7 protein-coding genes are annotated in these 12,807 nt (G+C 56.4%); 5 read left to right on the forward strand and 2 right to left on the reverse strand.

All coding sequences use genetic code 11. The features are described 5' to 3' along the window. Positions 1 to 308: 308 nt before the first annotated feature. From K5845_RS18555 to K5845_RS18570, 4 genes are all read left to right on the forward strand, one after another. Entirely contained in the window at positions 309 to 2,912 is a 2,604-nt protein-coding gene (locus tag K5845_RS18555) for a hybrid sensor histidine kinase/response regulator (RefSeq protein WP_287959661.1), read from the forward strand. A gap of 601 nt (positions 2,913 to 3,513) precedes the next feature. Then, entirely contained in the window at positions 3,514 to 4,671 is a 1,158-nt protein-coding gene (gene recA, locus K5845_RS18560; protein WP_046478512.1) for a recombinase RecA, read from the forward strand. Positions 4,672 to 5,234: 563 nt separating this feature from the next. Continuing rightward, the gene (gene alaS / locus K5845_RS18565; protein WP_287959662.1) at positions 5,235 to 7,925 is read left to right on the forward strand and encodes an alanine--tRNA ligase; all 2,691 of its coding nucleotides are present in this window, start codon (positions 5,235 to 5,237) and stop codon (positions 7,923 to 7,925) included. A 31-nt stretch (positions 7,926 to 7,956) separates the two neighbouring features. After that, positions 7,957 to 8,364 (forward strand): hypothetical protein, encoded by a 408-nt coding sequence (locus tag K5845_RS18570; protein WP_052743975.1) that lies wholly within the window; start codon positions 7,957 to 7,959, stop codon positions 8,362 to 8,364. Positions 8,365 to 8,421: 57 nt separating this feature from the next. Here the strand turns inward: K5845_RS18570 and K5845_RS18575 are convergent, their stop codons facing one another. Then, entirely contained in the window at positions 8,422 to 9,777 is a 1,356-nt protein-coding gene (locus K5845_RS18575) for a PPC domain-containing protein (RefSeq protein ID WP_287959663.1), read from the reverse strand. Between the two features lie 245 nt (positions 9,778 to 10,022). Between K5845_RS18575 and K5845_RS18580 the strand changes: the two genes are divergently transcribed. Beyond that, positions 10,023 to 11,405 (forward strand): methyl-accepting chemotaxis protein, encoded by a 1,383-nt coding sequence (locus K5845_RS18580; protein WP_287959664.1) that lies wholly within the window; start codon positions 10,023 to 10,025, stop codon positions 11,403 to 11,405. Positions 11,406 to 11,487: 82 nt separating this feature from the next. On the opposite strand, the gene K5845_RS18585 is transcribed toward K5845_RS18580, so the two are convergent. Continuing rightward, positions 11,488 to 12,705 (reverse strand): NADP-dependent isocitrate dehydrogenase, encoded by a 1,218-nt coding sequence (locus K5845_RS18585; RefSeq protein WP_287959665.1) that lies wholly within the window; start codon positions 12,703 to 12,705, stop codon positions 11,488 to 11,490. Positions 12,706 to 12,807: the final 102 nt, after the last annotated feature.

Genomic DNA, 12,807 nt, shown 5'->3' on the forward strand with positions numbered 1-12,807 from the left:
CTCGACGGTTTTGCGATGTGCCAGCCGAATGCGTGCAATAGCTTCTGAAATCTCGCTGGCGGATTGCGTTTATTGTCCCGTCTATAGCTTGCAATTCATGTCATTTTAACTCTGATGATCGAACAGTTAGCGGTGTCGCAAGGGTGTTAGCGTGGGGTTTTCCCCTACAAATGTGGCCGTGGCGCAGTCGTCATTGCCCCATTCTGCGAGAACCGAATACTGTCGGCTGAGAGTGTATCGAGTATATGTACAAGCGTACGCAGGCTTCTGAGAGCCGCCCGCAACAGAATCGTATAGCTTGCCCGCCTATGAGCGGAATTGGAACACAGCGACAACATGTGTTCGGTGACGGGCCTGCTGTCCTTGCGGACGTGCGCGCGCACGCCGGATTGATTGCTGTTGTGGTGGGGGCTGGTGCAGCTCTGATCGCACTTATTGCCTCCGGGACGGCACAGCCCATTCTGCTGATCGTGCTTTCGCTGCTTGCTATGGCGGGCGCATTTTTCATCTTCGGATGGATGGTGGGGCATATCCACTTTGGCACGGCTCAGTCCCGACATGACGTCGCTGGGATGCTGGCGGACGATTTCAACGAGGCATTGCAGCTCACGCGTAACGATGGGGCACGGGTGTGGGCGAATAAGCGTTTTGATCGCATTCTCGACCGTTCGGCAGCAGGGAATATTGCAGCGTTAGAGCTTGGCCTTGGCGGCAGTTCGGCAGCTTCTGAAGCCATTTTCAGACTGACCCGCGCGGCGCAATCAGGCTTGGCACGCAGTGAAGACGTCAAGGTGACGCTTGCGAACGATGCGCTGGGTCCGCGCGAACTGATTACGTGGGTTCGGATCAGCGTCTCGCCTTTCCAATCAGGTGGGGCTTCCAAAGACAAGCGGCCGCTCGTCCTCTGGAAAATCAGCGACATTACTTCGGAGCGTCAGAAGCAGGCTGCAGCCGTCGCCGGTTACGAGCTTCAGCTTGAGCGCTACGAGACGATGCCAATCGGATTGCTTGCAGCTGATGACGACGGTGCGATCGTTCATATGAACGGCACGCTGGCGAGATGGCTCGGCGTTTCCGACAAGCTGGGGGCCTCGACGCGCGTCAGCAAGTTAGCGGATCTGCTTGCGGCCGACGGTGCCGAACTTCTCCTCGACATGCGCCGGCGGCGCCGGCCTGACGAGATTGTCAGCACGGATCTGGATCTCGTTTGCGAAGACGGACGCCTCTTGCCTGTGCGTATTGTCTGCCAAACGGCGAACGATGCCTTGAGCGCGTTGGCGGACGATCCAGACGAATTTTCGCAACCGGTTGGTGGTGGCATGGTGATTGCCGTCATGGACCGGCGCGAGGAGGAAATCGACGACGCCACAACTGAGGTTGCCGGCGTCCGGTTTGCCCGCTTTTTCCGGTCCGCCCCGATTGGTATTGCCACGATTGGGCGGGATGGAAAGATTTCGAGCACCAACGCTGCGTTCTCTCGCATGATCGTGGATGGAACGAGCGGCATAGGCGAGGCGGCTCTCGATGTTCTCGCTCGTACCGGCGATGATGATACGAGCAAGGCGATTGGCGACGGGCTAGAGAAGGTGTTGTCGGGGCGCGGCAACATACCGCCCGTGGATATCGTCGTCGGGGCCAAGTCTGAATTTACGCGGCGCGTCTACATGAGCCCGTTGACGCATACGGGAAGCTCTTCGGAAGCTGCAATCCTGTATGCGATTGATGTTACTGAGCAAAAAGCTCTTGAGGCTAAATTTGCGCAAAGCCAGAAGATGGACGCTGTTGGCAAGCTCGCGGGCTTTGTTGCCCACGACTTCAACAACATGCTGACGGCAATCATCGGCTTTTCCGACTTTCTTCTGCAGACGCATCGTCCGACCGATCCGGCGCATGCCGACATCATGAACATTAAGTCGTCGGCGAACCGAGCCGCGGGGCTTGTAGGCAAACTGCTTGCGTTGGCGCGTCAGCAGACACTTATGGTTGAGCCGCTGCAGTTGGGTGAGGTCATGACCGATCTGGCTTCGCTGCTAAAACGCTCCGTTGGCGAAAAGATCGAATTGAAGCTCTCGTCGGGCCGTGACCTTTGGTACGTCAAGACCGACAAACTTCAACTCGAGCAGGCCGTCATCAACCTCGCGGTCAATGCGCGCGATGCGATGCCGGACGGTGGGCGTCTCACAATCCGCACGCGTAATCTGACCGAACGTGAGTCCCGTCGCTTGCAGCAGCGGGGTATGCTCCCTGGCGAATACGTGGAGATCGAGGTCAGCGATACGGGGACCGGTATTCCGCCTGATGTAATTGGCAAGATTTTTGAGCCGTTTTTCACGACGAAGGAGGTCGGCAAAGGCACGGGCTTGGGGCTGGCAACAGTCTACGGCATCGTCAAGCAAACCGGCGGTCACATCTATGCGGAGAGCTCGCTGGGTGACGGGACGACGTTCCGCATATACCTGCCGCGTTACCATCTCGATGAGAAGGACGAAGCGGCGATTACCGAACGAGTCGAAGCCAAGAACCGCGTGCAGAAGGCTGATCTCACGGGCGCTGGGCGTGTGCTGCTGGTCGAAGACGAAGATGTCGTACGCTCGTTCGCCGTCCGGGCTTTGACCCGCCAAGGCTACGAGGTTCTCGAAGCTTCCGATGGCCTGGAGGCCCTCGATGTCATGGCCGAACAGAACGGCAATATCGATATCGTGGTTTCCGATGTCGTGATGCCTGCGATGGATGGGCCGACGATGCTGAAGGAAATGCGCAAAACGAATCCCGACCTCAAGATCATCTTTGTGTCGGGCTATCCGAACGAGGCTTTCCAGCAGGCCCTGGGTGAAGAAACGTTTGCCTTCCTGCCCAAACCGTTCTCGTTGCCTCAACTCGCGGCAAAGGTGAAAGAGCAGCTCGAAACATAAGGCGGGTGTGATTTTTTGAGATTTTGTGGCTGACTGATGGGGTATTCCTGCAACACACGCCACTGATGTGCCCCGAACCTGCACGAATTTTGCCGCCAGTGAGACAATTTGCCATCTGATTGCCATAAGCCCTGGGGAAAACTTTTCTCATTGGGGCATAAGGCGAGTGCGTATCATGGTTGTTGACGTCGTCCTTCCGTTCGTAAGTCTTCTCGGCATCATTGGCGTCGGAACGCTTTCCGGTGTCGGGGCTGCTGTCCTCCTCGCATCTCTCTGGTAGATCGGCTGACAGCTTCCGTTATGGAGCGCGCGGCAAAGCGTTATGCTTGCCGCGCGTTTTCATTTGTTGCTTCGGCGATCATGTTTCGTTGCAACGCATTGCGTGTGTCCACTGTCTTCACACGGGTTTTAGGAGCCTGCGATTTAACTGGACCGGCTGATTTGCTATGACTGCATCAGTGGTGACGCTTTCTCTTACGGAGTGCGCGCACTGAGCTCTGACAAATGCGCTATGTTCTCTCCTTGTTCTCAGTGAACAAAAAGTGTACGTTGTGACTCGCGGACATGATCTGCAACTCACGACAACATCGGGAATCGCGTTATGAGCAAGCCGGAACTTCGTGTCCTCGAAGGGGGAGCTATGGATAAGCAAAAGGCGCTGCAGGCCGCGCTCGAACAGATCGATAAGAACTTTGGCAAGGGCTCGATCATGCGGCTCGGGGCCAACGACAAGTCGATCGATGTTGAAGCGGTGCCGACTGGCTCGATCGGGTTGGACATCGCCCTTGGTATTGGTGGTTTGCCGCGTGGCCGAATTATAGAGATTTATGGTCCTGAATCCTCCGGTAAAACCACGCTTGCTCTGCATGTTGTGGCCGAGGCTCAGAAAAAGGGCGGCATTTGCGCCTTCGTCGATGCCGAACACGCGCTTGATCCGGTTTACGCGAAGCGGCTGGGCGTCAAAGTAGAAGATTTGCTGATTTCTCAGCCAGATGCTGGTGAACAGGCGCTGGAAATTGCCGATACGCTCGTTCGTTCGGGTGCCGTGGATGTATTGGTCATTGACTCGGTGGCCGCACTGACGCCAAGGGCGGAACTTGAAGGCGAAATGGGTGATAGTCTGCCTGGCCTTCAAGCCCGTCTGATGAGCCAGGCTCTGCGCAAGCTTACGGCTTCCATCTCCAAATCACGCTGCATGGTCATCTTCATCAACCAGATCCGGATGAAGATCGGCGTCATGTTCGGAAACCCGGAAACGACCACCGGTGGCAACGCGCTCAAGTTTTACGCTTCGGTTCGTCTCGACATCCGTCGCATTGGCCAGATCAAAGAGCGTGACGACGTTGTTGGCAATCAGACCCGCGTTAAGGTCGTGAAGAACAAGGTCGCGCCACCATTCAAGCAGGTCGAATTCGACATCATGTATGGTGAAGGTGTCTCCAGGGTCGGAGAGTTGGTTGATCTGGGCGTTAAAGCCGGCATTATCGAAAAGTCGGGGGCTTGGTATTCTTATGGTGACCAGCGCATAGGGCAGGGGCGCGAGAATACGAAAACGTTCCTCAAGGAAAATCCGAAAATCGCCGCTACGATCGAAAAGGCTATCCGCGAGAACGCGGGCCTCGTCGCGGATCATTTGCTGGTTGATCCTACCGTCGCTGAAGATGAGGACAGTGAACCGGCGGAGGTGCCGGCGGTTGTTGGCGAGGATGAAACCACTGACGATCAGGCCGGTGGCCGTAAATCGCGTGCCCGGCGCTGATTGAACACAGATCTGATCTAAGTCGAAATTTCGCGATGTTGGCGGGGTGGTTCTGAAGCGGACCCTCCGCCTTTCGCGTTCTTTAGCCTTGAGCGACTGGCTTAGAGGGCTTCGGTGTCCCGGAGCCCTTGCCTGGACAGGGCGCGCGTGCGCCGATAAAACGGCGACGAACTGCCGTTTTGGCTGTCCCGTGGTGCGGGGTGGGCAAGCGTCAGGCAGCGGTTGCCTTCCAGTTCCATCTTGATGGCGGAGAAGGCGACGCTACATCGATAAGACGACTTTTCTGGAGCCTGCGCGTCCGTTTTTCGCCGTCATTGCTTCTTCCGGCGTTTTTCCGGGTAACCTGACGGGCGTGGCGGGTGGCAGCTTGCACAACTTCAAGCGCCGGGGATCAGGCGGAATACGCTTCGCTGGAAATGAGAAATAGTCTACAGCCTGAGCGTTTCGCGCGAATCCCGTGAGGCGTCAGGCTCTAGGGCTTGGAGTTGGCACTCTCTGACAGGATGGAATAGCACGCGGGGCAGACCCACGTTTTTTCTACGACCGCTAGCACGAGGCGATGAATGACCGGCGTTAATGAGATCCGAAGCGCATTTCTCGAATATTTCGGGAAGAACGGCCATGCGATAGTGCCGTCGTCGCCGCTTGTCCCGCGGAATGATCCGACGTTGATGTTCACCAACGCCGGGATGGTGCAGTTCAAGAACGTATTCACCGGTCATGAGACACGGGACTACGTGCGTGCTGTCACGTCGCAAAAATGTGTGCGCGCGGGCGGTAAGCACAACGATCTCGACAACGTGGGCTATACGGCGCGCCATCACACGTTCTTTGAGATGCTCGGCAACTTTTCATTTGGTGATTACTTCAAGGATGTCGCCATCGAATTGGCCTGGAACCTGATCACCAAGGAGTTTGGACTCGATCCCAAGCGTCTCCTGATCACGGTCTATAAAGAGGACGATCAGGCGTTCGATATCTGGAAGAAGCTCACGGGCTTTCCTGATGAGCGGATTATCCGCATCGGAACATCCGACAATTTCTGGCAGATGGGGGACACGGGCCCCTGCGGGCCGTGTTCGGAGATTTTCTTCGATCACGGGGAGCATATCCCTGGCGGACCTCCCGGCTCGCCGGACGAAGACGGTGACCGTTTCATCGAAATTTGGAACCTCGTGTTCATGCAATACGAGCAGGTTACGCCTGGGGAGCGCGTCGACCTGCCACGCCCTTCCATTGACACTGGCATGGGGCTTGAGCGTATCGCAGCGGTTCTTCAGGGGACTCACGATAACTATGAAACAGACCTGTTTCGCGCTTTGATCGCGGCTTCGGTCGACCTGACGAATGTAGAAGCGACGGGTGAGCACAAAGCGAGCCACAGGGTCATCGCAGATCACTTGCGCGCGGTTTCGTTCCTCATTGCGGATGGCGTTCTGCCTGCGAACGATGGTCGTGGCTACGTCCTGCGCCGCATTATGCGACGGGCGATGCGTCACGCTCATCTTCTTGGCGCGACGGAGCCGTTGATGCATCGGCTCGTTCCGGCGTTGATGCGGCAGATGGCGGAAGCGTACCCCGAACTTAGCCGGGCTAACGCACTCATTACCGAGACGCTCAAACTTGAAGAAACGAAATTCCGCACGACTCTGATCAAAGGGCTCGGCCTATTGAGCGAAGCTTCGAGCGACCTTGGCAAGGGAGACGTCTTCTCTGGGAATGTCGCCTTCAAGCTCTACGATACGTACGGTTTTCCACTCGACCTAACCGAGGATGCATTGCGGACGCGCGGCATCGCTGTCGATCATGCTGCTTTCAACGCGGCTATGGAGCAGCAGAAAGCCGAGGCCCGCAAAGCTTGGAAAGGATCGGGAGAAGCGGCGACGGAAACCGTCTGGTTCGAAGTGCGGGATAAGGTCGGCGCCACCGAGTTCCTCGGTTATGACACGGAGGCGACCGAGGGTGAGATCCTCTCGCTCATCAAAGACGGCAAGCCCGTGAAGACCCTCAAGGCGGGTGACGAAGCTCAGATCATCCTGAATCAAACGCCTTTTTACGGAGAGTCCGGCGGACAAGTGGGTGACACGGGTGTTATCCGCGGACCGAAGGGCGCCGTGTTCCGCGTTACAGATACGCAGAAAAGGTTGTCTGATCTTTTTGTTCACTTCGGCACGGTTGAGAGCGGGGCCTTCAAAACCGGCGAACCCGTCAGTCTCGAAGTTGATCATGCGCGGCGGACAGCGACGCGCGCCAACCACTCTGCAACGCACCTTCTGCATGAGGCTTTGCGCCAGGTGCTTGGAACGCACGTTGCTCAGAAGGGCTCGTTGGTTGCGCCAGAGCGTCTGCGGTTTGACTTCTCACATCCCAAGCCGATGACGGCTGATGAAATTCGCGAAGTCGAGCGTCGGGCCAATGAGATTGTCGTTCAGAACGTTCCTGTTGAAACGCGCCTGATGGCACTCGACGACGCGATGGAGTCGGGGGCGATGGCGCTGTTCGGCGAAAAGTATGGAGATGAAGTTCGTGTCGTTTCCATGGGCTATACACCTGGGGATGCGTCCGAATCCGTGGGCAAGAAGGCCAACAAAGCTTGGTCCGTCGAATTGTGCGGCGGTACGCATGCCAAGCGCACCGGCGACATCGGTCTCATCAAGGTCGTCGGTGAATCCGCGAGTGCCGCCGGCGTTCGTCGTATCGAAGCGCTGACCTCGGACGGCGCGCGCGCATATCTTGCGTCGCAAGACGAACGGCTTCGTGAGGCTGCGGCCATGCTTAGGACGCGGCCGGAGGAAGTTCTTGATCGCGTTCGTGCACTGCTTGAGGAGAAGAAACAGCTTGAACGGCAACTGAGCGATGCGAAGCGCCAGGCTGCGCTCGGCGGCTCAGGGGCTTCCGACACGGGTTCCGGATCTGCGGTTCGCACCGTGGGGGACGTCAAGCTTCTGGCGCGTACGGTTGAAGGGTTAAACCCGAAGGATCTGCGCGGACTTATCGACGACGGTAAGAAGCAAGTGGGGTCTGGCGTGGTTGCCGTGGTTGGTGTTACCGAAGATGGTAAGGCTGGCATCGCCGTTGGTGTGACCGGAGACCTGACGGATACCTACAGCGCTGTTGATCTGGTGCGTGTCGGTGCTGAAGCCCTCGGTGGCAAAGGTGGCGGCGGCCGACCTGACATGGCTCAGGCGGGCGGTCCGGATGGCAGCAAAGCAGCCGATGCGATCAAGGCTATCGAAACCCGCCTCGCGGGCTAACGACAATCAGTTCACGGGAAGGAAGCAGGACATGATGAATGTTTCGCGTTGCGGCGTTGCCGCTCTCGTCTTTGTGACGACCGTCGGTCTTGCCGCTGGTGGTGCCTGGGCCGACGCTTCCCCATGCGCGCGTGCCAATACAGATCCCGAGAAATTGCAGTCTGAGTTGTCGACCACGGAAAAGCTTCCTGAAGTGTTCCGCGACGACAATTACGTGGCGCTACAGGACAAGTCGACGTGGGCCATGTGGACCTTCACCTTGCCTTCGCATCCGGCCCATCCGGCTGTGGTCTGTCGCCGCCCCGTTCGTGAGGGCGAATCCATCACGCTCGATATGGTCGTGAACTGCAAGGGAGAGTCCAAGGCCTGCGCACAACTCGATCAGGACTTCCGTGCTCTCAATGCCCGCATGGCGCAAGAAATGAAGGCGAAGAAGTAGTCGCCGCCTTAACGCAGAGGGCTCTCCGCGGACGGCGCCAAACAGCGCGACGGTGGTTTATTTGCTGCTGATGTGGATTGTGTAGGCGCCGGCGGCTGATCGGTAGTGATCGTACACCTGAATAAGGTACCGTCCAGGTTGGGCGGACTTGAATGCTTGTGTCACGTCGGCGCCGCCGGTCGTGTTGTATGTTGCTGATATCTGAGACTTGGCTGGGTCGTATATGACAATGGCCGGGCGCAATGTCGTCGATCTGTTTTCGAGCCGTATTTCAGTTTCAGCCCGTCCTTCTGGGATTTCAAAGCTAAAGAAATCGCTATCGGCTGGGTCCATTATCGCTGCTTCTATTCCCTCCCCGATATTGATTGGCTTTGCCGTGAGCAGCCCGTCATTTGGTTCGAACGCATCATAGCTCTTTGTTGGAACGACGCGCACATTATAGACGCCAACGCTGTTGCCGTAGTGGTTGCTTACTCTAGCTGCGTAACGCGTGTCGGGCGTGGCGACGAATGTGTAAACAATATCGGCTCCCGCGGTCGTCTTGTGCACAGAGCCTCGGCTGGTTTTTTCTGCATCGAACAATTCGATCCGTGGCTCAAGCGTTGTGGACCGATTTTCTATTTCGATCCTGATCCAGTCTCGGTATTCCGCAGGCGTCGTGAAAGTGAAAAAGTCTGCGTCTTTCGGTGGATCAATCGATGCCGCGATCCACGTCTTCAATCCAAGCTGATTGGTCGACAGGCTGTCGTTGTTGGGTTCGCTTTCCCGCGCGTCGATCTCGATATGCCGAGGGGGTACGGCTTCCAGAGATTGCAGCGCCTGTTCCTTTCGAACTTCGACAACTTGATGGTTGAACGTTTTGGAAGCTTGCCGGGCTTCGCTGACTTTCTTTGCAATGGCTTGGTCGACCTGTTGTTTGGACGTGCTCGTCGCTGTATTCGTCGGGGATGCTGCGGCCGCAGTAGGCGTTATTGGGGAAGACGACGGCGTGTCAGTTGCCTGCATTGCCGTACGTACGAGCGCAACGATGTCTTCAACGCGCGATTCGTAATCACGTGCGTTTGCCTTGCACTGCAGGAACTGCTCAGGATCGAGGCGTCCGGCGTCGAGGACTGTGCAGCAGGTCTTTAGATTGATTGCCGTCATTTGAGCCCGTTCATCGAGCTCGGTCAGTTGTTCGCGACCGATCTTCAATTCGCCTTCGGTTTTCAGGAAGGAAACCTTTGTCGCCAATCCAACGGACGTTTGCTGAAAGATAGCTTCGCAGGGCGTCAGATTCGTTCTTAAAAGATCATAGCCCAAGTATAGCAATGCCATTGCGAACAAGCTGCTGGCGACCGCTACAACCTGACCAAATGAGCCGAGCCGTAAGCGCTTTTTGCGAATGCGGGTTGTCTGCTCTTCTTCAGGCATGAAAAACCTCAAAAAATAAAACAAACTCAAAATATTGGTTCGAAAAACGCTTTACTGAAAAAAACGCGTGAATTGTGTCTATGTAGCGACGACCGATGTCGCGGCAACGGCTTCGGTTTGAGGCTGTATTATAATTAAGCTCAAGTTAAGCCCTGCACTATAGTCTCCTGCCCGAGGAACGCTTTTTCCGTGATTTTCTGAGTTTATCAGCATCCCCATATCCGAAATTTCGAACGGAGAAGTCCGTGCTATCGTTTCAGAGAAAACCGACGCAGGACCGCGAGATCATTCAAACATCGGCGGCCCCTTCTATGGCAGTTGTCGATAATCAAGTGCTGGCTGCTCTTGAGGATCTCGTACGCTCTAATCTAACGGCAAAGATTGCCGCTGATGGACGCTTGGGAGAAACGCTGGAACAGCTTGTCGCGCTTGTGAAGAAGTCAAATTCTGCACAGCTGCAGGCTGTGAGCCAGCTGGGTGCACAGGCCGGCGAGTCCGCCATAAATATGGGCTGGGTCTATCACGACTTCCGCGAAGTCGCGGACTCGACCAAATCGATTTCGGGCGCCGTCGTCGAGCTCGCGGCGTCTATCAGCGAGTTGGCGGAATCTTCACGCACCAGTACAACGCAAGCGGAATCCGCGCGGGATACGATGCGGTGCTGTACTGACGACAGCCGCGGCGCGATCGATGCGATGCAGGCTATTCAGCAGCGTTCCAGCCATATCGGAGAGCGCGTCGCTGAGTTGCAGACCGCTGTCGACCAGATCAATTCCATGACAGGTGCTATCGATTCGATTGCCCGTCAGACAAACCTTCTCGCGCTCAACGCCACGATCGAAGCTGCGCGTGCCGGAGAGGCCGGTCGCGGATTTGCCGTTGTTGCTTCCGAAGTAAAAGAACTCTCGGTGGAGACAGGCAAGGCGACCCAGCAAATTCGCAATTGCGTTGAGGCATTGACGAATGAGATGGCCGAGATCAGCGTTGCGGTTAAAGAGAGCCTGAAGTCCGTCGAGGCGGGCAGTGATATCGTTCGCCAGGTCAGCTCGATTATCGAGAATGTCGGAGACGAGGTTAGCGAAGTTTCCGAGCGGATCCGCGGGTTGTTCAACCTCATTCAGCAGCAGGAAGCTGCGACATCGGAGATCAGCCAAAACGTTGTTCAGATTTCCGAGAAGGCCAATAAAAACAAAGATGAAGTCGAAGCGATTGGCAAGCGTTTGCAAGAGTCTGAGAAGCTGACTGCCAACACGTTTGCGGCCAGTGAGATGCTGCCGGTGGAGAACTTTGGTCTCATCCGCTTTGGCGCCGATGTCACGATCTGGAAGCGGCAGCTTTGCTCGGTTCTGCTTGGTACCGAATCTGCACAATCTGTCAGCGGCAAGTTCCCTGTCTCTTCTGCTATCGAGGACGCGCGGCACTTGGCGGCTTCGAAACCCGCCCTCAAGCCGATCTGCGGCGAACTGGAAAGCTCGATGCAGCAGGCACAGCGTTTTGCTGAGAAGCTCATTAGCGAGATCAAGAACTGCAACTGGAATGAAGCAACGCCCGCGTATGTAAGCTGCGACGACGCGATCACAAAAGCGATCGCTGCTACCAACAAGCTCCTGGAACAAGCAGCCCGCTAAGCTCTGCGTTCTCCTATAGGAAAGCCCTGACAGTCATAAACTGTCAGGGCTTTTTTTCGTCGCGAAATTTGTGTGCGGCGTATCAGACGGCGCCCATCGCGATCTTGAGGTTTTCATCGACCTTGTCGAGGAAGCCGGTTGTGGTCAGCCATGCCTGGTCGGGGCCGACCAACAAAGCGAGATCCTTCGTCATGAAGCCGCTTTCAACCGTGTCGACACATACCTTTTCAAGGGTTGTCGCGAACTTGGCGAGTTCTTCATTGCCATCGAGTTTCGCGCGATGCATCAAGCCTCTGGTCCAGGCGAAGATCGATGCGATGGAATTGGTCGAGGTTTCACGACCCTCCTGGTGTTGGCGATAGTGACGCGTCACCGTCCCATGGGCGGCTTCGGCTTCGACGGTACGGCCATCTGGAGACATCAGAACGGAGGTCATCAGGCCCAACGAACCGAAACCTTGCGCGACCGTGTCGGACTGAACGTCGCCGTCGTAGTTCTTACATGCCCAGATATAACCGCCCGACCACTTCATCGCGCAGGCGACCATGTCGTCAATGAGACGGTGCTCGTAGGTGATCCCGGCGGCCTTGAATTTATCCTGGAATTCTTTCTCGTAGATCTCCTGGAAGATGTCCTTGAAGCGACCGTCGTAGGCTTTCAGGATCGTGTTCTTCGTTGACAGATAGACGGGGTAATTCCGCGCCAGGCCATAGTTCATTGATGCGCGCGCGAAGTCTTTAATTGCTTCGTCGAGATTGTACATGGCCATGGCAACGCCGGAGCCGGGGGACTTGAACACCTCGTGCTCAATCACCTGTCCGTCTTCGCCAACAAATTTGATCGTTAGAGTGCCGGCGCCTGGGAACTTGAAATCTGTTGCGCGATATTGGTCGCCGAATGCGTGACGGCCGACGACGATCGGTTGCGTCCAGCCGGGAACCAGCCGCGGCACGTTTTTGCAGATAATCGGTTCGCGGAAGATAACGCCGCCAAGGATGTTACGGATCGTGCCGTTGGGCGAGCGGTACATGCGCTTGAGGCCGAATTCCTCGACGCGTGCTTCGTCCGGCGTGATCGTTGCGCACTTGACGCCGACACCGTGCTTCTTAATGGCGTTGGCAGCGTCGACGGTGATTTGATCGTCCGTTCTATCGCGCTCTTCGATGCCCAGATCGTAGTACTCGAGATTGACGTCAAGATACGGGTGGATCAGCTTATCTTTGATGAACTGCCAAATGATGCGCGTCATCTCATCGCCGTCGAGCTCAACGACGGTGCCGGTCACCTTGATTTTTTGCATATGATCTGGGCCTCAACTGCCTTAATTCGGGGTTTCGCGGCGCACCTTAGCCGTCCGCCCAAGGCACAACAAGCAGACCGAAGGGCTAATCCAACCTTCAGC

Source organism: Filomicrobium sp., from assembly GCF_025698805.1.
GTDB classification, from domain to species: domain Bacteria; phylum Pseudomonadota; class Alphaproteobacteria; order Rhizobiales; family Hyphomicrobiaceae; genus Filomicrobium; species Filomicrobium insigne.